Source organism: Rhizobium sp. Leaf306 (assembly GCF_001423425.1).
Taxonomy (GTDB): Bacteria; Pseudomonadota; Alphaproteobacteria; order Rhizobiales; family Rhizobiaceae; genus Neorhizobium; species Neorhizobium soli.
The window spans coordinates 1,001,630-1,021,191 of sequence record NZ_LMNX01000001.1; the positions used below are offsets into that span (position 1 = coordinate 1,001,630).

The following is a 19,562-nucleotide window of genomic DNA, read 5'->3' on the forward strand; positions in this document are numbered from 1 at the left end:
GGTGGAGGTCTTGATCAATGCAGCGAACGGAAGCCGTCACGCGTCGCAGCCTTGCGGAAACAACGATGGAGGATGCAGCCGCCGCCTTCACCGAAGGCTTTCGCGGCTATGTGGTGAGATTCACGATTTCGCCTGAGGCGTTCTCTTTGCGCATGGCGCGTGAAGATGTCGACCCTGAAGCAAGCGAAGTGTTTTTCGACGGTGACAAGCCCGCCGGGACCCTGCTGATTGCGCGACGGGGGAAACGGTCGCGCGTCAGTGCGCTCGGCATCGGCCCGACGATCCGCGGTCAGGGCCTCGGGACCCGCGTCATGACGGATGCGATTGCCGCTGCAAGGGCACGGGGCGATGACGTCCTTATCCTCGAAGTGATCGATTCCAATATCCGCGCTCGTGACCTTTATCTGTCACTCGGCTTCGAGACGTCCCGCAGGCAGGTTGGCTTCAGCCGCAGCCGGACAAGGCCAGTACCGGACGTGCAAGCAGCAGCCGAATGCGACCAGATGGAAGTGGCCGCGATGCTGTTCTGTTTTGCGGATGCACACCCGACATGGCAGACGGATCCGGTCTGTTTCCGCCATCCCGGTTCGCCGCTGAAGAGCTTTTCGATCGGGACAAAGGCGGTCGCATTGCTTGATGATACCAAGCACGACGTGCGGATCTATGGTTTCGCGGTCGATCCGGCGGAACGGCGCAAGGGTCTCGGCCGCGCCTTGGCCGACAGCCTCGCGGCGCGCTATCCCGGTCGCAGGCTATATACGGCGGAGAATATTGCAGCCGGGTTGCTTGATCCCTTCATGCGCCGCATCGGATGGCGACGCAGCCGGCTGACGCAGTCCGAGATGGTGCTGAGGCTGGATTGAACGGAAACGCAAAAAGGCCTCGCACGCGGCGAGGCCTTTCGATCAAAAGTAGCTTATTGAGCGACTACATCCAGTATGGCGGGACGCCGTAGTAGTCGTAGACCGACTTGTCCTTGGCGCTGTAGAAGCTGTCGTCGTCGATATCCTTGTAGCGCGGCGCGCCGGAGATCTGGTCCTTGGTAAGGTCGATCCGGTAACCGTCCAGCTCCTCGTCGTAGTGAAGCTTTTCCCACGGCAGCGGATAGTAATCGTCGCCAATGCCAAGGAAGCCACCGAAGCTCAGGACGGCGTAGGCAACGCGGCCACCCTTTTTCTCCAGCAGAATTCGCGCAATCGAGCCGATCCGCTTGCCATCGGCGCCGTAAACTGCGGTGCCTTCGACCTTGTCGCTGGCAATCAGCGAAACGGTATCCTTGACATAGGGGTCCTGCCCCGCACGCGGTTCATGATGCATCATAACGCAACTCCTTTTTGTCGTGTCGTTATGGTTGAAAAACGGCTTGCGGCCGTGGAGGTTCCGCACTTTGCGTCCAAAAGCTTGTCGAGTATCAAGTTTCGGCACATTGACGCTTACGTCAAAGTTAGATAGCAATTCACGATAGGTTGCGCTGGTCTGTTGGGGCTGACGCATGGCATAATCATCGACGATGGCCGGCGGAGGAGGAAGCCGCCAGCCAGCTGCGCCTGATGCGCAGATCGATATGGGAGGAGACGCAGATGAGCGAATTGTCCAAGCAGCCCGCCACAGCGAGGGAAAAGATCTGGCTTGCCAGCTACCCGCCCGGCGTTCCCCCCGAAATCCCACCCCTGGCACATGCTTCGCTCGGCGCTCTATTCGAAAATAGCTGCGCCCGTTATGCCGATCGCCCGGCCTTCTCGAGCATGGGCAAGGCCATCACCTTTCGCGAGCTTGAAGCCGAGAGCCGCAAGATCGGCGCCTGGCTGCAATCGACGGGCTTGCAAAAGGGAGACCGGGTGGCGGTGATGCTGCCGAACATCCTGCAGAACCCTGTCGTTGTCTACGGCATCCTTCGGGCAGGCTATACGGTCGTCAACGTCAACCCGCTCTACACACCGCGCGAACTGCAATACCAGCTGGAGGATTCGGGTGCCAAGGCGCTCTTCGTACTGGAAAACTTCGCCCATACGGTAGAACAGTCGCTTGCTGGCACCGATGTGAAGCATGTGGTCGTAGCAACGATGGGCGACATGCTGGGCCTCAAGGGCCATATCGTCAATCTCGTCGTGCGAAAGGTGAAGAAGCTCGTTCCGAACTGGTCGTTACCCTCGGCGACAAGCTTCAAGCAGGTTCTCTCCGACGGATCGGGCAAAACCCTGACGCCGCAGGATGTGGGACCACAGGATGTCGCGTTCCTGCAATATACGGGCGGCACGACGGGTGTTTCCAAGGGCGCGATCCTGACGCACGCCAATCTTCTTTCCAACGCATCGCAGATGGGCCTGTGGCTGGACACCGCCTTCCTGACAAAGCCGCGTCCGCCGCAATTGCAGTTCCTATGCGCGCTACCCCTCTACCACATTTTCGCGCTGACGGTGAATTCGCTGATGGGGGTTGCGACCGGCAGCCACAATATCCTGATTGCCAATCCGCGCGATATCCCGGCCTTCGTCAAGGATCTGCAGAAATACAAGATCCACGTCTTCCCCGGGCTCAACACGCTGTTTAATGCGCTGATGAACAATGCCGATTTCCAGAAGCTGGACTTTTCGGCGCTGCTGCTTGTGTTCGGCGGTGGCATGTCGGTGCAGCGGCCGGTCGCCGAGCGCTGGCTTGAGATGACCGGTTGCCCGATCACCGAAGGCTACGGCCTGTCCGAGACGTCGCCGGTCGCCACCGCCAACCGGATGGATGTCCAGGGATTCACCGGCATGATCGGCTTGCCGATCTCGTCTACCGACATCTCGATCCGCGACGATGACGGGCTGGAGGTCGAACTCGGCGGCGTCGGCGAAATCTGCATCCACGGCCCGCAGGTGATGGCCGGATACTGGAATCGGCCGGACGAGACGGAGAAGGCGATGACCCCGGACGGCTTTTTCCGCACCGGCGACATGGGCTACATGGACGCTGCCGGCTATATCAAGATCGTCGATCGCAAGAAGGACATGATCCTTGTCTCCGGCTTCAACGTCTATCCGAACGAGGTCGAGGAAGTCGTGGCGAGCCATCCGGGCGTGCTGGAATGCGCGGCAGTCGGTGTCAAGGACGAACATTCCGGCGAGGCGGTCAAGGTGTTCGTCGTGCGCCGGGATCCGGAACTGACCGAGGCCAATATCAAGGCGCACTGCATTGCCAACCTCACCAATTACAAGCGCCCGCGCTTTATCGAATTCCGCGACGCGCTGCCGAAAACGAATGTCGGAAAAATTCTGCGGCGCGAGCTTCGGCAATAGCCATTCGTTGCGCTGCTGCGACAAGCGCTGCTCAACTGTCCCTGTCCGACGAGAGATCACCCGTTTGAGGTGGACCTTCGACGCCTGCTCCGATAGCCGTTAAGGATAATTAACTTTTTGGCATGTGGAGTTCGCTTGGATAAAAGCGCTGGACCTTTTCGTCGCATCGTCATTGCTGCGCTCTTGGCAGCCGCCCTTTCGGGCTGCGCCGGGCGGCCTGAAGGCGTGCTCGTTCCAGCCGCGGCAGGGGCTGCGGAAACCAAGGGCATATCCAAGGTAGACGTTCTCGTCGCCACCACCCGCCGACCCTCCGAGACGCCGGGCGTGCTGTTTTCCGGAGAGCGCGACAAGACCCCGAGCGTGACCGAAATCAGCGTCTCGATACCCCCCGATTCCGTCCGCAAGATCGGCGAGGTCCAGTGGCCGAAAAAGATCGTGGCGGATCCGACCAAGGAATTTGCGACGCTTTCGGTCACGCCGCTCTCGCCGCAGCGTGCCAATGAGTGGCTGCGCGGCAACCTGCCGAAAAGCCGACGGGTAATGGTGTTCGTGCACGGGTTCAACAACCGCTACGACGACGCCGTCTACCGTTTTGCCCAGATCGTTCACGACAGCGGCACCGATGTGGCACCGGTCCTCTTCACATGGCCGTCGCGCGGCAGCATCTTTGCCTATAACTACGACAAGGAAAGCACCAACTATTCCCGCGACGCGCTGGAAGACATGCTGAGCCGGCTTTCCAAGGATTCCCAGGTCAGCGAAGTGACGATCATGGCGCATTCGATGGGTTCATGGCTGACAGTCGAGGCGCTGCGCCAGATGGCGATCCGCGACGGTCGCGTGGCACCGAAGATCACCAACGTCATCCTTGCCTCGCCGGATCTCGATGTCGACGTGTTCACCAACCAGTTCTCGGCGCTTGGTCCCAAGCATCCGAAATTCACGTTGTTCGTTTCGCGCGATGACCGTGCGCTCAATCTGTCGCGACGGATTTCGGGCAATATCGATCGGCTCGGGCAGGTGGATCCGACCGTCGAACCCTATCGTACCGAATTCGAGAAGGCCGGTATTACCGTGCTCGATCTGACGGCGCTGAAGGGGAACGATCCGCTCAACCACGGCAAGTTCGCCTCAAGCCCGGATGTCGTGAAGCTGATCGGCAACCGGCTGATCGCCGGCCAGGAAGTGACCGACAGCGATGTCGGACTTGGCGAGCGTCTGGGTGCCGTAGCACTCGGCACGGCGCAGACGGTTGGCAGTGCGGCAAGCGTTGCCGTCTCAACACCGATCTCGATCTTCGACCCGCGCACGCGGCGCAACTACGCCGAACAGGTAGATCGCTTCGGCCGCGCCATCGGCAACACGGCCGAAAGTGCCATCGTTCCGTAAGGCCAGAAGTCCAGGCACGCAGCGAACATCGCGCGCAGCGCTTGATTTGAACGCGAAAGCGAATAGGTTCCCACGCATCCATCCGAATGCGAGGAACGTCCATGCAGACCATCGTCAAAGAGCTGAAATCCACTGCCGAAAAGACAAATGCCACGGATATCCGCGAGGCTTTTGCTGCTGATCCCGGCCGGTTCGGGAAATTCAGCGTCAGCTTCGATGACCTCATCATGGATTATTCCAAGACTGCGGTGAACGACGAGATCCTCGCTTTGTTCGAGACGCTGGCCGAAGCTGCCGGTGTTGCGAAAAAGCGCGATGAGATGTTTTCGGGCGTCGCCATCAACTTCACGGAAGACCGTGCCGTTCTTCACACTGCCTTGCGCAACCGTTCCAACGCTCCGGTGATGGTCGATGGCAAGGACGTGATGCCTGATGTCAACGCCGTGCTTGCGGCGATGGGCAAATTCGCAGACGGCATTCGCTCCGGTAGCCTGAAGGGTGCAACGGGCAAGGCGATCACCGACGTCGTCAATATCGGCATCGGCGGCTCCGATCTCGGCCCGGTCATGGCTACGCTTGCACTTGCGCCTTTCCATGACGGCCCGCGCGCACATTTCGTTTCCAATGTCGATGGCGCCCATATCGCCGATACGCTGAAGCATCTCGACGCCGAAACGACGCTGTTCATTGTCGCGTCCAAGACCTTCACGACGATCGAGACGATGACCAATGCCGCCACGGCCCGCAAGTTTATCGCCGACAAGCTGGGCGACGATGCGGTGAAGCACCACTTCTGCGCGGTGTCGACGGCGCTCGACAAGGTCGCGGCCTTCGGCATCGACCAGGACCGGGTGTTCGGCTTCTGGGACTGGGTCGGCGGTCGCTATTCGATCTGGTCGGCGATCGGCCTGCCGCTGATGCTTGCCGTCGGTCCTGAAAACTTCGGCAAGTTTCTCGATGGCGCGCATGCGATGGATACCCATTTCCGCACGGCGCCGACTGCGCAGAACCTGCCGATGCTGCTTGGCCTGATCGGCTTTTATCACCGCAACGTGCTGGATTACCCGACCCGCGCGATCCTGCCTTATGACCAGCGGCTCCTGCGCTTTCCGGCCTATCTGCAGCAGCTCGACATGGAATCAAACGGCAAGGGCGTGACGATCGACGGCACGCCGGTTGAGGGCAATTCCGGCCCGGTCGTCTGGGGCGAGCCCGGCACCAACGGCCAGCACGCCTTCTACCAGCTGATCCACCAGGGCACGAGCGTCATCCCGACCGAGTTCATGATCGCAAAGACAGGCTTCGAGCCGGAGCTTCGCCATCAGCACGATCTGCTGATCGCCAATTGCCTGGCGCAGTCGGCGGCCCTGATGAAAGGCCGGACACTGGATGAGGCCAAGGCGCAGCTGGCAAAGGCCGGCATGGACGACGCGAAGGCCAGCCACATCGCGCCGCATCGGGTGTTCACCGGCAACCGCCCGTCGATCACCTTCGTGTACGAGAAGCTGACGCCGTTTGCGCTCGGCCGGCTGATTGCGCTCTACGAGCACCGGGTCTTTGTCGAAGGCGTGCTGTTCCGCATCAATTCCTTCGACCAGTGGGGCGTGGAGCTTGGTAAGGAACTGGCGACAGGTCTTTTGCCCGTCGTGCAGGGCAAGGCCGCCGCTGACGACCAGGACGGCTCGACGCAAGGTCTCGTGAAGGCATTGATTGGCTGAGGCGCCTTAGGATGAGCCGGGTTCGCCCGGCTCATCCTTGATACCACGGAAGCGCATGCCGGACTCGTCGTGATTGGCGATCCGAGCAACCAATAGCTCCTCACCGAGTTTGTAAAGGCCCGGACATTTTCGCCGTTGCAGGCGAAACGCCCAAAGTCTGACCAGGAGCCAAGACAATGCAATCGATCGTCTTCATCCAGCCGCTCGTCGCGCTCATCGCGGGGATTGTCATCCTTCTGATGCCGCGCATTCTGAATTACGTGGTGGCGCTCTATCTGATCTTCATCGGCGTTACTGGCCTTTGGCCCAATGTGATGCAAAACATCCCGATGCCAAATTAAGCCTGAAGTCCTGCCGCTGCTTCGTTCATCAACGAGGACAGTCGGCAGGCGACAAGGTCCTTCTCAGAGCCCGATCTCTTTCGCGAACGGCGGGTTTGCCCCTGCCCGCGAGACGGTGACTGCCGCAGCCTTGGCGCCGAGTGCCAGAAGGGCCGCGATCTGATCCTCCGACAGGCTTGCGATCTGCGGCTTGGTAAGGAGGTTCTGCATTTTCAGGGATGCCAGCACACCGGCGTCGAACGTATCACCGGCACCGACCGTATCGACCACCGTCACCTTCTCGCTCGGCACGGTCACCTTGTGATTGGCGGTGTAGCCGACTGCACCATCGGCGCCGCGGGTCACGACGACGAGCTTTGCGCCGTGATGCAGCCAGTGGCGGGCAAGCGTGTCCTCATCGCCTTCAAGGCCGAACCAAGCGAGGTCCTCGTCGGAGAACTTGACGATATCAGACATCGCCGCCATGCGGTTGATGCGGGCGAGATGCGAGGCCTTGTCCTTGATAAAGCCGGGACGGATGTTCGGATCGAGAGAGATGACGCGCTCGCCCTGCTCGCGGGCCATCAGTGCCTCGTAGGTCGAGCCGCACGGTTCCGGGATGAGGCTGATCGCGCCGAAATGCAGGGCTTCGCAATCGTCGCCGATCGCCGGCAGGTCGGCCTCGGTGATCATGCGGCCGGCCGTCCCCTCGTCATAGAAGGCGTAGGTAGCATGGCCATCCACCAACTTCACGAAGGCGATGGTGGACGGGCGGGCGGTGATGGCGCAGTAGCTGAAATCGACATTGCTGCCGCGCAGCGTGTCGCGCAGCACATCCCCCATCATGTCATCGGCAAGGCCCGTGAAGAAGCCCGTGTCCACGCCGAGGCGCCCGAGCGCGATGGCCGTATTGAAAATGGCGCCACCGGCATAGGGCGCAAAGCCCTTTTCGCCAAGCGTGGTTTCACGCGGAAGCATGTCGATAAGAGCTTCGCCGCAGCACAGGATCATGGATTTCCTCCCAAGGAATTTGCCTGTTTTCGACAGGAATAAGCGAGCTTTTGTCCGTTGACCAGAGCAAAAGCTCGCGTTCCGCGAATGCTTAGCGCGGCAGTTCGCTGATGCCGCCGTTGCGGGCCGACCATGCCAGCGGGGCATCGAGAAATGCCTCGACTTCCGACAGCGTGTTCTCGTCGAACAGCTTCTGGTCGCGGGCGACCGAAAGCACGTTGCGCCATGTGGCAATGTGGTGGAACTGCACCTTGCCATCGGCAAAACGCAGCGCGCCCTCGTCGAAGATACCGTAGTAGAACAGGGCCATGCCATGATCGACGACGCCGCCGGCAGCGCGGATGGCATCGATGAACTTGAACATCGAACCGCCGGCCGTGGTCAGATCCTCGATCACGAGGACGCGTGAACCTTCGGGCAGGTTACCCTCGATCTGTGCGTTGCGGCCATGGCCCTTGGGCTGCTTGCGCACATAGATCATTGGCAACGCCAGGCGGTCTGCCAGAAGGGCAGCGAACGGAATGCCGGCGGTCTCGCCGCCTGCGATGCAATCGAATTTTTCAAAGCCGGCGTCACGCAGAAGCGTCGACACGGCGAAATCCATGATGGTGGAGCGGATGCGCGGGTAGGACAGCAGCTTGCGGCAATCGATATAGACCGGGCTCATCATGCCTGAGGCAAACTTGTAGTGCTTTTCGGCATTGAAATGCACCGCGCCGATTTCCCACAGCATCTTGGCCATGAGTTCGGCCATAACGCTACGGTCCGGAAATGTGGTCTGAATCATGCGCCCGCTCCTTTGCTCGATTCATCGTGTCGCAAGTCCCGGCGGTAAGACCGCATGACATTCTTGTCGGAACTGCATCTAGAAACCACGCGCCGCAATATCAGCAAGCGGGAGACCGCGCCAGCGCAAGGCGGGTACGATTTACTGAATTCAGGCGTTTTCAGGCGCTTGTGCGATTTTCGCCCGACGACACTGACCGCAGGTAGCCTGAGACCTGGACGCGGTCACGCCCGGCCCGCTTTGCGTCGTAAAGTGCCGCATCGGCGAGACTGAGCACAGTTTCGAAAAGCACGCCCGATTGGGAACCCACCGCGATTCCGGCGCTGACCGTGCAGCGCACGCGGTCAACCCCGACCGTGATGTCACGGGCACCGAAACGATTGCGGATATCGTTGGCGATCCGCTCGGCGCGCCCCGGCAGAACATTGTCGAGAAGGACGGCGAATTCCTCGCCGCCCAGTCGCGCGGTGTTGGGGCCCGGCGTTTCCACCAGCAGATCCTCGGCAAAGATCTTCAGCACTTCATCGCCGACCGCATGACCGTACTGGTCGTTGATTGTCTTGAAACGGTCGATGTCGAACACGATGACCGCGGTGGAGGTGCCCAGCATCCGACCGCCGTTGCGCTCGAACATGGCGCGGCGGTTCATCAGTCCGGTCAGCGCATCGGTCATTGCCTCGCGCCGATGCAGCGCTGCCATGCGCCACTGGTGAAGCGCCAGCGAGAGCGCGCCGATGCCTGTCATGCCGGCGATGCAGATGCCGATATTGAGCGTCTCGGCCCAGTTGTTCGGGGCGTGACCCAGCACCCACTGCTGGTTGGCAATGAGGACGGATGCACACAGAACGAAGGAAAATCCGCTCATCGCATAAAGGATGGCCATGCCGGTCAGCGGACCGGGCGCTTCGCTGCGCGCCAGCCAGTATTGCCATGCCGTACCGCCAAGAAGCAGCGCTGCTGCAATGTTCATCAGGATGAAGCCCAGCCCGTCGAGACCGCCGATCATCAGCGGCAGACCCGGGGCGATCGCCGCAAGCGCCAAAAGTGCGGCAAGCCGCCAGGGCCTTGCACCGGTGCGGAACTGCACGGAAGCACCGTATATCACGCTGAGGCCGGAGATCATGAACACGTATGCGACGGATGCGGTCAGGGTACCGGCTTCGGCCGTGTAGAAGCCATAGGCGAAGATGCCGGTTACCGTCATGCTCAATGCGATGACCAGCGTCAGCAGGAAAGAATCGGTCCGCCTTGAAAACCAGGTGCCGAACAAGGTCACCATCAGGCACGCGGCAGAAACGCCGAGCGCAAGCAGAAGAGATTTATAGTCTAGCGTCATGCCGGCAAACTCTTCGGTGATCGAAGTCAGGTAACGGGCGGAAAACTATCTCTCGTTTGTCTCCAAATTATTACCAAGCAACCGTCAAGCTTAAATTTCCTGCCAAATGCCGCTTAGGTTTCAACGACTTCCCAGTGCAGCGGAAACATCGGATCAAACACGGTGATGAGGCCAGCCCCCGTGTCCCGCTTGTCCGGGAAAGCAACCGGATCAGCCTGGCGAACCATCGAGATGCGTTCTTCGTTGGGCGCCAGACCATACCAAGCAGGGCCGTTCAGCGAGGTGAAGGCTTCGAGCTTGTCGAGCGCGTTATCCTGTTCGAACACATGGGCAAGGCAGCTCATGGTGTTGAGCGAGGTATAGATGCCGGCGCAACCGCAACCGCATTCCTTCAGCGGATCCACATGCGGCGCCGAATCGGTGCCGAGGAAGAAGCGGGCATCGCCGGAAGTCGCAGCGGCTCTCAGCGCCAGCCGATGGTTTTCGCGCTTGGCGACCGGCAGGCAGTAATAATGCGGGCGGATACCGCCCACCAGAAGCGCGTTGCGGTTGATGATCAGGTGATGCGTGGTGATCGTTCCAGCCAGATTGGAATCGGCCGACTTGATATAGTCGATGCCGTCGGCCGTGGTCACATGCTCCATCGTCACCTTCAGTTCCGGCAGGCGCTTGCGCAGCGGATCGAGAACGGTCTCGATGAAGACGGCTTCGCGGTCGAAGATATCGACGTCCGGCGTCGTGACTTCGCCGTGTACGCAAAGCGGCAGGCCGATCTTTGCCATGCGCTCCAGCGCCGGCATCGCCTTGTCGAAATCGCGAACGCCACCATGCGAGTTGGTGGTGGCACCGGCGGGGTAGAGTTTGACTGCGGTGATCAGGCCGCTGTTCTTGCCGTCTTCGAGATCATTGGGATCGGTCTGTTCCGTCAGGTACAGCGTCATCAGCGGTTCGAACCGGTCGCCAACAGGCAGCGCCGCCATGATCCGTTCGCGGTACGCTCTTGCGTCTGCGGTCGTGACCACCGGCGGGACCAGATTGGGCATGATGATCGCGCGCGCGAAATGCCGGCTGGTATCGCCGATCACCCCTTCGAGAACCGCGCCGTCGCGCAAATGCAGATGCCAGTCGTCGGGGCGGCGGATACTGATGGTATTCATGGGGCCTCTGGGCGGTTGTTGGCGCTGGAAGAGTTTATCCCCCTTAGCATCAACATTCCGCTCAAAACAATCACCGCGACAACAAACTGACGCGGACGATAGTGTGGAACCCCATCACTACACGCCCCGATTACACGCAAATGTGCACAGGCTGGATACCATTTATCAATGAAAGCTTAAGATCGGCAGGAACCAGTCCGCATTTCCGGCGTTCGTCCACCAATCGAACAGTTCTACCAGCCGGAGCGAGAAGATGAAATCCCTTAATTCGAAAGTCAACAGGGGATTGGCAATTGCAGCAGGCGCTGCCGCAGCTTTCTGTGCATTGACGGTTTCCCTGAGTGCCCAGGAGCGTTCCAACCTCCTCGTGACTGTAGCGCTTCAGACCGAGTGCGACCAGCTTGCCGGCAGCCCGTTCGACGAGCAGCGCAATGGTTCATTTGCTCCGGTCGATATCGCAAACATCGACGTGAAGGCCGTTGATGCGTGCCGCACCGCTTACGAGGCGACCGGCAACCCGCGTTTCGCCTATCAGCTGGGCCGCGCGCTCAACAATTCCGAACAGGCCGATCAGGCGATGACGGCTTATAATGTAGCTGCCGAAGCAAACTACCCTGCAGCCAAGGTTAACTTCGGCATGCTGATGGGCCGACTCGGTGACGAGCAGCAGGAATTCCGTCTCTATACCGAAGCCGCAAACGGCGGTAACCGGCTCGCAGCCTACAATCTTGGCGTCGCCTATCGCGATGGCCTGGGAACTCAGGTCGACGTCACCAAGGCGCTCACCTGGTTTGAAAAGGCAGCTGCTGAAGGCGACGATACCGCTGCGTTCAATATCGGCGCGATTTATGACGAAGGCACGATGTTGCCGGCCGACGATCAGACGGCGATTGCCTGGTACGATCTGGCTGCACAGCGCGGCAATACCGATGCGATGATCAACCTCGGCCTGATGTACGAAAGCGGCGAGGGCATTACGGCCGATGCGCAGAAGGCGGTCGACCTCTATCGCAAGGCTGCCGAGAAGGGCGACCTGTTCGGCGCACAGAAGGTCATGGAATTCCAGGAACTCGGCATGATCCCAGCTCAGCCGAAGCAGGACATGAACGAGGGTATGAACACGCTGGTTCTGAAGCAGGGTGACATTGAAACTCCTGCCAAGAACGGCAGAGATATCTAAGACCGTCGAGACGACGCAAGGCTCGCCAACGGCCTCCGCTTAGATCTCTCCGGCTGACGGACCCCAGACATCCGTCATCGCGAAACCATCGGCCAGTGGGTCGAACGGATCAAGCGCGATCTGGTGCAGACCAAATGTGAACCCGCGTCCCGCTATCGTCGGAATGATCGCAGGTTTGCCGGCTACCGTCGTTTCGGCAGCCAATCCCACTTCGAACTGAGTGCCGATGATGGAGCGCGAGATGAAGCTGTCTCCGACCTTTGCCCTGCCGCGCGCGTGAAGCGTTGCGAGATTGGCCGAGTTGCCGGTGCCGCAGGGCGACCTGTCTGCCCGGCCCGGCCACATCGTCGTGCAGGTTCTGACCGTGCCATCCGCTTCCGTATCGCGAAACATCACATAAGCAACGCCGTAAATTTCGGGAATTTCAGGGTGTACGACCTCGACCTGCCGGTTGACCAGATCCTTCAGGATCATGCCGGCCTTGACCAGTTCCGCGGCATTGCCCTTCTCGATCTTCAGGCCGATCTGGTCGACATCAACCAATGCATAGAAGATGCCGCCGTATGACAGGTCGAGCGTGACATCTCCCCATTGCGGTGTGCTGATCGTCACATCAAGCTGATGGACGAAGGACGGCACCATGGTGAGCTTCACCTTCTCGCATCGTCCGTCGCGGCAGGTAGCAACGGCCCTGACGAGGCCCGCAGCCGTTTCCAGCGTCACGATCGTCTCGGGCTCCTTCATCTCGACGATACCGGCTTCCAGAAGCGCGGTGGTGGCGCAGATGGAGTTGGACCCGGAACTGGCATGCGCCTGATCCGGCTGGAGAATCACAAAGGCTGCATCCGCATCCGGATGCTTCGCCGGCAGCAGCAGGTTGACGGAACCGATCGGGGCGCCACGCGGTTCCAGGCAGAGGAAGCGGCGCAGTTCGTGACCCTTGGGATCGGAATTCAACCAGGCAAGCTGGGCTGCGACCGTATCGCCCGGGATTTTGGGGACGCCACCGATTGCGACCCGTCCGATCTCACCTTCGGCATGGACATCCAGCAACTGGATCGTACGTTTCCATCTCATGTTTCGCCCCTGACGCGCTTGAACCTGTTGCCGGATCTCACCGGCATGATCTCTTTGAAACCGGCCTCAGCGAAGCCAGAGGTACCGGAAGCCCATGTTTCGGTCCGGCGCGCGATGATACGGAACGAGCCTTGTCCGGAAATCGGTGGCGGAAAGACCGGTCGCGCTTTCCAGCATTGCCGCATCGAGTTTCGGCTCAACAACGGCACCGTCTCCATCCGCCTCGATCACCAGGACCGGCGGCGCGAGATCCCGCATCGCGCGCTTGACTGATGCGCTGTCGATGTCGAACACCGGTACATCGGGAAACTGCATGCGGATATTGCCGGAAAGATGCATCCCGAGCGCCAGAATGGTTGCCGGGCGATCCTCGGTGCGGATCTGCTTTGCCAGGTCAGCAAACGGCATATTGATACGGCCCGGAGGTCCAAGCAGGCCTGCCGTCAGAACCTTTGCCGGCCCCGGTACCAGCACGACCACCATGATCACCAGAAACACGGGGACCAGCCGTTTGAAACCCAAACCAAGGTCGGCCCCGGCGCGATCGAATTTCAGCAGCAGATACAACGGCAACACCAGCAGATAAGGGTCGAGCCAGCGCTCGGTGATCCGTGTCGTTCCAGCCACGAGGACGACCGCAACCACGCCGACCAGCGAGAACAGCATGATGCGGCCAAACAGCGTGGTCCAGCGATCCCCTGCCCTGACCGCCCGTTTGACCGACGACTTGAATGCAAGTGCCAGCACGACGACAGCCAGTGCGCCGAAGGCGAGGCAGGCGACGAGGAGCGATCCGAGCGCCTTGGTGACGCGGAAAATACCCTGCGGCGCATCCGACTCAACCATTTTGCCGAGCGTGCCACGCGTTGCGAGATCGAGATTGCCGAGAAGCCAGACCGCGTGCGGCAGGACGATGGCAATGCAGATGACGGCGGCGAGCAGCATGCGCGGATCAAGAAGACGCGCGCGCCAGTCCCGATCGAGCGCAACCGCCACGATGGTCGCGGCCGGAAGGATGACGAAATTGTACTTCGAGATCGTACCGATCCCGATCGCAATGCCGATGATCGCATATCCCTGCCAGTCAGGACGCACCAGCGTGCGGCAAAGACCGTAGAAAAACAGGGAGGTCGCCATCAGAAGCGCGATCGTGTGCGTGAGGTCCTGCTGCGGCATGAAGGAAACCTGCGGCAGCAGAGTCAGGCTGAGCATGGCGAGGCCGGCAAAGCTGCGGCTGACCTGCAGTTCCCGCGCGGCAAGGCCCATGAACAGATAGACCAGGAACAGCATTCCAAACCGGGGCAGCGCCAGCGACAGCAGCGAGATGTCGAGCGCGCCAACGAACAGGTTCTGTACCCAGTTGTAGAAAGGCGGCTGCGGTCCGTAGCCGAGCAGCCAGAACTGCGAGTTGAGCGACTGCTCAGCCTCGTCGAGCGTCAACGAATTGGGAAGCGACACGCGAATGGCGATGCTGAGTATGAAGTAGATGCCGAACAACACCGCGACCGGCTTCACACCGCCGGAAAGAAAGCCGGAGATGCCCCCACTAGCGCCGGAGCCACCGTCTCTCGATGACAGCATGTTTGCGTTCTGCATGGTTCTCGCTCCGAATTGACGGAACAGCAGGTCGCATATCCCCTATCGACAAATCAACAAAAATGATTGCCGGCGGACCGAGAGTTGAGAGAACATTTTTGGGAAGAAGAGAATGGCGCACCCGAAGAGATTCGAACTCCTGACCCCCAGATTCGTAGTCTGGTGCTCTATCCAGCTGAGCTACGGGTGCGTCTGCAAGCAGTGTGTTTTGCTTGCGTGGCGATCCTCTAAATGCTGCGGCAAAGGATTGCAAGCGATTTTCGGTCAGCGACTGTCATTTTCATGTCAAATAGTTCGCAAGCCCCTGAATTTGCGTGATTTTGCGATCAGGCGCGGGCGCGGTAGTCGTCCAGCGATACGGGACGGTCGGGAATTTCGATGCGGAACTGAGTACCCTCGGTCGGCTTTTCCACCAGCGCAATCGTGCCGCCATGGGCAAGGACAAGCTCGCGTGCGATCACCAAGCCAAGACCGGTGCCGCCGGACCGGGCCGAACCGCGGAAGGCCGAGAACAGGTTCTCGCGGGCCTTGCGGGGCATGCCGGGTCCGGTGTCGTCAACCATGATGCTGACGACGCTGCCGACCCTGTGGGCTGACACCGTGATGCGGCGCGCAATCGACTTGTCGTCCGGCTCGAACGTCACCAGCGCCTGCAGCGCGTTGCGGCAGAGGTTGTGGATCACCCGGAAGATCTGTTCGCTGTCGCAATCGACCTCGAGATCGACGGCGATCTGATCGTGAAATTCGATGCCGGCATCAGGATCGATGGCCAGGATGTCGCGGACTTCCTGGAAAAGTTCGGCGAGAAGAATCCTGCGTCGCTTCGGCGCGGCTTCCGAGGCCTGCCCGTAAGCCAGCACTTCGGTCGTGTAGCCGACGGCGCGGTCGATCGTGCGCAACAGTTTTGGTGCGAAGCTGCGCACCATCGGATCTTCGACATCGGTCAGGCGGTCCGACATCAGCTGCGCTGACGCAAGGATGTTGCGCATGTCGTGGTTGATCTTGGAGACGGCGAGACCGAGATCGGCCAGGTTGCGCTGTTGTTTCAGCGTCCGCTGCAGCTCCGTCTGCATGGCCGACAAATGCCGGCCGGCAACGGCGAGCTCGCCACGAGACCGGTCGGCAGTAAACACACGCGCAGGATCTTCCGGCTGCTCAGAAAATTTCTGCATGCTTTTCGTCAGGCGCCGGATCGGCAGGATCATCATGCGGTTGATGGCGAGGAAGATAAGAACTGCCGTGATGATCGAAATCAGCAGCGACAGGAGAAACATCATCTTCGCGTATTTGAGCATATCCTTGCGCAGAGCATCATCGGTCATTACCAGTTCGATGATCATGTCGCTTTCGCCGATCGGGCCGTAGATGCGCATGACGCGTCCGCCGCCCAAAAACAGCGTGTCCAGCGCGTCGCGCATCGTCACCAGAAGCGGCGTATCGGTCAGATCATACTGCTCGTCGATCTGCGGCGGCACATCGACTGCTGCCAGCAGGCGCGAGGTCCCGTCCTTGCGCAGCGCAATCACCTTTGTTCCTGTGGCAAGAAGCGTGTCGTCCTGCACGGCGCGGGGCAGTTCCGCCGGTTGAAGTCCGTCGATGACAATCCCGGCCGCAGCGGCAGTATCCAGCCGGTCACGCAGCCAGTTCATCCGCATGCCGGCAACCGACGGCATGAAGATCAGGATTTCTGCCAGCATCACGAAGACGATCGTCAGCCAGAGAAGACGACCGGAGAGCCCACGGAAAAGCTGCGGCATCTGCTCGGCAGACGCCCTGGAGGCTGTTCCGGTCTGCGCCGATTGCTCCTGCTTTGGAGTTTCGGCCGCATCATCCATGTGGCTCGTCATCGTTATCTCGCCTGTCCAGCCGTTCGGTGGTGGCTGCAATCATCTGCATATTCTAGCTTTCTGGCGCATTTTTTCCACCCCCCAACCGGAAGTCGGCCTTGGAGCGTTTCCTGGGCTAGATTGAAGCACGACAGAACCGACAAAAACAAAGGGCCCGGATGGACGATACCACCTGGGCCCCTGTTCGCTTGCACGGGTGGTTCGGCTCAGAATTCTTCCCAGTCCGCGCTTGCCGACGGCGCCGCTGCCGCAGCGGCGGATCCGCCGCCAAAGGCGCGGGCGATCGATTTGGTCATGGTCTTGACCGGGGACACGCGGGCCGCCGGTGTTCTTGCAGTGGCAGAACCGGAAGCGACCGCGACGGGCGCACGATGACCCGACGATTCGCCGTCGATCCGGAACTTGGATACGAGTGCGAAAAGATTGTCCGCTTCACCGGAAAGCCTCGAGGTCGCGGCGGATGTTTCTTCCACCATCGCGGCATTTTGCTGCGTCACCTGATCCATCTGGTTGATGGCGCTGTTGATCTCCGCCAAGCCGGTCGCCTGCTCGCGCGATGCAACGGCGATCGAGTTGATGTGATCGTTGATGCTGATGACGCGGGATTCAATGTCGGACAGGGCATGGCCGGTGTTCTGGACGAGCCGCACGCCGGCCGCCACTTCGTCACCGGACTTGCCGATCAGCGCCTTGATATCCTTGGCCGCACTGGCCGACCGCTGCGCCAGTTCGCGCACTTCCTGTGCGACGACGGCAAATCCCTTGCCGGCTTCGCCCGCACGAGCTGCCTCGACACCGGCGTTGAGCGCCAAGAGGTTGGTCTGGAAGGCAATCTCGTCGATGACGTTGGTAATCTGGGCAATCTCGCGCGATGCCTGCTCGATACGGCCCATGGCGTCGACCGCGCTGCGCACCACCTCACCGGACTGCACGGCACTGGTCTTGGCTTCGCTCACCATCACGGTCGCCTCGGTGGCCCGCTCGGTCGAGGTCTTCACCACGGCCGTGATCTCGTCGAGTGCCGCCGAGGTTTCTTCCAGAGCCGCTGCCTGCTGCTCGGTGCGCTTGGAGAGATCGTTGACGGCGGAGCTGAGTTCGGATGCCCCGTCGTTCATCGCGCCGGTTCCGGCACGGATGTTGCGCATCGTGCCACGCAGCGTGTCCATCGTCGCATTGACGTTCTGCTGCAGTTCGGCAAAGGCGCCCTTGAAATGGCCAGCCATGCTGTCGTCGAACTTGCCTTCCGCCAAGCTGCCGATGACACGGCGCGTTTCCGCCACGCCTGCATCGACACTTGAGACAAGCTGATCGACATTGCGTGCGAACCGGTCGAGGTTTTCATCGCCCCACTGCTTGTCGATGCGCCGCGAAAAATCACCTTCGACCGCTGCGCCGACGACGTTGGCCATGCGCGCCTGAAGATCATCGTTCTTCGATCGCATCTCTGCTTCGGCACCGCTCATCCGCGCCACCTCGAGGCCGTTCTTCTTGAACACGCCGACGGCCTCGGCCATGTCTCCGATCTCGTCGGCACGGCCCGCAAAGGGCACAGCTGCAGCGTAGTCGCCGGTGGCCAGTTGCTTCATCGAAGACGTAAGCTCGAGAATCGGCTGGCTTATCTGCTTGCGACCGAGCGAAATGCCGAATGCAAGACCACCCATCACACCCAGCAGGGTAGCACCGAGCACGCTGTAGAAGATCATGTCGCCAAAGCCGTCGATTTCGGCGCTGAGCTTGTCCATCGCCGCCTGGTCGATCTTGACGATTGCGTCGATCTGCTCCTGGTAAGCCTTGCGGTTGGCGCGATTGGCGTCGTTATTGCCCTGAACGTTGGCGGCCTGTGGCCCTTCGGCTTGGCCCAGACGCGCAGTCTCGGAGCGGAAGGCCTTAAATTCCTGGAAGCGCGCGACGAGTTTGTCGAAGATTTCCTTCTCCTCCGCCGGGACGGTCGGCCCCCAAGCGGCGATGAGCTTCTCGATTTCGGCAAGCGATTTCATGATACCATCGCCGAACGGCTTGGCGCTTGCTGCGTCCTTGGCTGCATAGACGCCCCGCGCATCCATAACAACGGCCGTCACCATGCGGTTAAGATGCTCACCCTGGTACACGCGCTGCGCAACAGCAGCATAGTCTCTGGTCTGCTGATTGTATTTCTGGACTGCGAAGAGCGATATGCCACCGATGACACAGGTTACAACGCTCATCACACCAACGAGCATGTTGATCTTGGCTCTTATCTTCACAATGCATTCCCCCGAAGCGACAAATTAAAAAATGCGGAGGGCCCTAAACCCCTACATCTTGATGGTGCGAGAAATAGCACTGAGAGATTAACATTTGTTGATGATCAAAAGCTCAATTAGTGAGCGCCTGCCTAGTCTAGCGCTGCCTCGCAACTGACTGAAGTCTCCCGAATCCACGAAAATACATGGGGTCTACTCCGGGAAAGCACGGTTTTCATCCGTCAGGCTTACAGGACATGGAAAGCCCGTGTGGACACAAGCGTTAACGCGACATCCAGAATCCAGCCAACTTCGTCAGACACTGCCCGGAACCGAGCGCAATCGCGGTGCTGCGATTGACTTTTCGCGCCTCTTCCCCTTATAAGCCGCGCACGTTCACAAGGCTCACAGTCGCACTGCGGCCGGCGCCCGAACGTTTCCTAAACGCTCTTGCTTTTAACGAAGCAAACTTCAAGAAGGGCCGCACACCGCGGTATTAAAAAAATGAAGCGTACCTACCAGCCGTCCAAGCTTGTTCGCAAGCGTCGTCACGGCTTCCGCGCCCGTATGGCAACCAAGGGTGGCCAGAAGGTTCTTGCCGCTCGCCGCTCACGTGGCCGCGCTCGTCTCTCGGCTTAACGCCG

The 19,562-nt window shown here is 60.3% G+C and carries 16 protein-coding genes and 1 tRNA gene; 7 read left to right on the top strand and 10 right to left on the bottom strand.

The window, feature by feature from the left end; genetic code table 11:
* The first annotated feature begins 17 nt into the window (after positions 1–17).
* A complete protein-coding gene (locus ASG19_RS04650) occupies positions 18–863 on the top strand; it encodes a GNAT family N-acetyltransferase (RefSeq protein ID WP_062453960.1) in 846 nt (281 codons plus the stop codon).
* 64 nt (positions 864–927) lie between these two features.
* On the opposite strand, the gene ASG19_RS04655 is transcribed toward ASG19_RS04650, so the two are convergent.
* Entirely contained in the window at positions 928–1,320 is a 393-nt protein-coding gene (locus ASG19_RS04655; protein WP_062453961.1) for a PRC-barrel domain-containing protein, read from the bottom strand.
* Positions 1,321–1,580: 260 nt separating this feature from the next.
* On the opposite strand from ASG19_RS04655, the gene ASG19_RS04660 reads away from it, so the two are divergent.
* The 4 genes from ASG19_RS04660 (at position 1,581) to ASG19_RS23400 (ending at position 6,726) form a co-directional block, all read left to right on the top strand.
* Positions 1,581–3,278: a long-chain-fatty-acid--CoA ligase gene (locus ASG19_RS04660; protein WP_062453962.1), complete on the top strand. Its 1,698-nt coding sequence runs from the start codon at positions 1,581–1,583 to the stop codon at positions 3,276–3,278.
* Positions 3,279–3,413: 135 nt separating this feature from the next.
* Positions 3,414–4,667 (top strand): alpha/beta hydrolase, encoded by a 1,254-nt coding sequence (locus ASG19_RS04665; RefSeq protein WP_244476080.1) that lies wholly within the window; start codon positions 3,414–3,416, stop codon positions 4,665–4,667.
* A gap of 101 nt (positions 4,668–4,768) precedes the next feature.
* A complete protein-coding gene (gene pgi / locus ASG19_RS04670) occupies positions 4,769–6,385 on the top strand; it encodes a glucose-6-phosphate isomerase (protein WP_062453963.1) in 1,617 nt (538 codons plus the stop codon).
* A gap of 176 nt (positions 6,386–6,561) precedes the next feature.
* Positions 6,562–6,726: a DUF3096 domain-containing protein gene (locus ASG19_RS23400; RefSeq protein WP_082471821.1), complete on the top strand. Its 165-nt coding sequence runs from the start codon at positions 6,562–6,564 to the stop codon at positions 6,724–6,726.
* A 63-nt stretch (positions 6,727–6,789) separates the two neighbouring features.
* On the opposite strand, the gene ASG19_RS04675 is transcribed toward ASG19_RS23400, so the two are convergent.
* The 4 genes from ASG19_RS04675 to pyrC all read right to left on the bottom strand — a co-directional run bounded on the left by ASG19_RS04675 (position 6,790) and on the right by pyrC (position 10,996).
* Complete coding sequence (locus ASG19_RS04675; RefSeq protein ID WP_062453964.1) at positions 6,790–7,716, bottom strand: carbohydrate kinase; 927 nt, start codon at positions 7,714–7,716, stop codon at positions 6,790–6,792.
* A 91-nt stretch (positions 7,717–7,807) separates the two neighbouring features.
* Positions 7,808–8,503: an orotate phosphoribosyltransferase gene (locus ASG19_RS04680; protein WP_062453965.1), complete on the bottom strand. Its 696-nt coding sequence runs from the start codon at positions 8,501–8,503 to the stop codon at positions 7,808–7,810.
* A gap of 160 nt (positions 8,504–8,663) precedes the next feature.
* On the bottom strand, positions 8,664–9,839 hold the full coding sequence (locus tag ASG19_RS04685) for a GGDEF domain-containing protein (RefSeq protein WP_062453966.1): 1,176 nt from the start codon (positions 9,837–9,839) through the stop codon (positions 8,664–8,666).
* A 113-nt stretch (positions 9,840–9,952) separates the two neighbouring features.
* Positions 9,953–10,996 (bottom strand): dihydroorotase, encoded by a 1,044-nt coding sequence (gene pyrC / locus ASG19_RS04690; RefSeq protein ID WP_062453967.1) that lies wholly within the window; start codon positions 10,994–10,996, stop codon positions 9,953–9,955.
* 253 nt (positions 10,997–11,249) lie between these two features.
* Here pyrC and ASG19_RS04695 point away from each other — a divergent pair, with 253 nt between their 5' ends.
* On the top strand, positions 11,250–12,176 hold the full coding sequence (locus ASG19_RS04695; protein ID WP_082471820.1) for a tetratricopeptide repeat protein: 927 nt from the start codon (positions 11,250–11,252) through the stop codon (positions 12,174–12,176).
* A 39-nt stretch (positions 12,177–12,215) separates the two neighbouring features.
* On the opposite strand, the gene ASG19_RS04700 is transcribed toward ASG19_RS04695, so the two are convergent.
* The 5 genes from ASG19_RS04700 to ASG19_RS04720 form a co-directional block, all read right to left on the bottom strand.
* Entirely contained in the window at positions 12,216–13,253 is a 1,038-nt protein-coding gene (locus ASG19_RS04700; protein ID WP_062453969.1) for a 4-hydroxyproline epimerase, read from the bottom strand.
* 66 nt (positions 13,254–13,319) lie between these two features.
* The gene (locus ASG19_RS04705) at positions 13,320–14,849 is read right to left on the bottom strand and encodes a glycosyltransferase family 39 protein (RefSeq protein WP_244476081.1); all 1,530 of its coding nucleotides are present in this window, start codon (positions 14,847–14,849) and stop codon (positions 13,320–13,322) included.
* Positions 14,850–14,962: 113 nt separating this feature from the next.
* A tRNA-Arg gene (locus tag ASG19_RS04710) sits at positions 14,963–15,039 on the bottom strand.
* Between the two features lie 136 nt (positions 15,040–15,175).
* Positions 15,176–16,606, bottom strand: coding sequence for a HAMP domain-containing sensor histidine kinase (locus ASG19_RS04715; RefSeq protein ID WP_244476112.1), 1,431 nt, complete (start codon positions 16,604–16,606; stop codon positions 15,176–15,178).
* 296 nt (positions 16,607–16,902) lie between these two features.
* Positions 16,903–18,939, bottom strand: coding sequence for a methyl-accepting chemotaxis protein (locus ASG19_RS04720; protein ID WP_062453970.1), 2,037 nt, complete (start codon positions 18,937–18,939; stop codon positions 16,903–16,905).
* Between the two features lie 483 nt (positions 18,940–19,422).
* On the opposite strand from ASG19_RS04720, the gene rpmH reads away from it, so the two are divergent.
* The gene (rpmH, locus tag ASG19_RS23405) at positions 19,423–19,557 is read left to right on the top strand and encodes a 50S ribosomal protein L34 (protein WP_062578914.1); all 135 of its coding nucleotides are present in this window, start codon (positions 19,423–19,425) and stop codon (positions 19,555–19,557) included.
* Positions 19,558–19,562 lie beyond the last annotated feature (5 nt).

Excerpts from the sequence above, each read along its gene's own strand:
- ASG19_RS04655 (WP_062453961.1), bottom strand. The coding sequence starts at position 1,320 with ATGATGCATCATGAACCGCGTGCGGGGCAGGACCCCTATGTCAAGGAT.
- ASG19_RS04715 (WP_244476112.1), bottom strand. The coding sequence starts at position 16,606 with ATGCCGCAGCTTTTCCGTGGGCTCTCCGGTCGTCTTCTCTGGCTGACG.
- pyrC (WP_062453967.1), bottom strand. The coding sequence starts at position 10,996 with ATGAATACCATCAGTATCCGCCGCCCCGACGACTGGCATCTGCATTTG.
- ASG19_RS23400 (WP_082471821.1), top strand. The coding sequence starts at position 6,562 with ATGCAATCGATCGTCTTCATCCAGCCGCTCGTCGCGCTCATCGCGGGG.
- ASG19_RS04705 (WP_244476081.1), bottom strand. The coding sequence starts at position 14,849 with ATGCAGAACGCAAACATGCTGTCATCGAGAGACGGTGGCTCCGGCGCT.
- pgi (WP_062453963.1), top strand. The coding sequence starts at position 4,769 with ATGCAGACCATCGTCAAAGAGCTGAAATCCACTGCCGAAAAGACAAAT.
- ASG19_RS04650 (WP_062453960.1), top strand. The coding sequence starts at position 18 with ATGCAGCGAACGGAAGCCGTCACGCGTCGCAGCCTTGCGGAAACAACG.
- ASG19_RS04675 (WP_062453964.1), bottom strand. The coding sequence starts at position 7,716 with ATGATCCTGTGCTGCGGCGAAGCTCTTATCGACATGCTTCCGCGTGAA.
- ASG19_RS04660 (WP_062453962.1), top strand. The coding sequence starts at position 1,581 with ATGAGCGAATTGTCCAAGCAGCCCGCCACAGCGAGGGAAAAGATCTGG.
- ASG19_RS04695 (WP_082471820.1), top strand. The coding sequence starts at position 11,250 with ATGAAATCCCTTAATTCGAAAGTCAACAGGGGATTGGCAATTGCAGCA.
- rpmH (WP_062578914.1), top strand. The coding sequence starts at position 19,423 with ATGAAGCGTACCTACCAGCCGTCCAAGCTTGTTCGCAAGCGTCGTCAC.
- ASG19_RS04685 (WP_062453966.1), bottom strand. The coding sequence starts at position 9,839 with ATGACGCTAGACTATAAATCTCTTCTGCTTGCGCTCGGCGTTTCTGCC.
- ASG19_RS04680 (WP_062453965.1), bottom strand. The coding sequence starts at position 8,503 with ATGATTCAGACCACATTTCCGGACCGTAGCGTTATGGCCGAACTCATG.
- ASG19_RS04700 (WP_062453969.1), bottom strand. The coding sequence starts at position 13,253 with ATGAGATGGAAACGTACGATCCAGTTGCTGGATGTCCATGCCGAAGGT.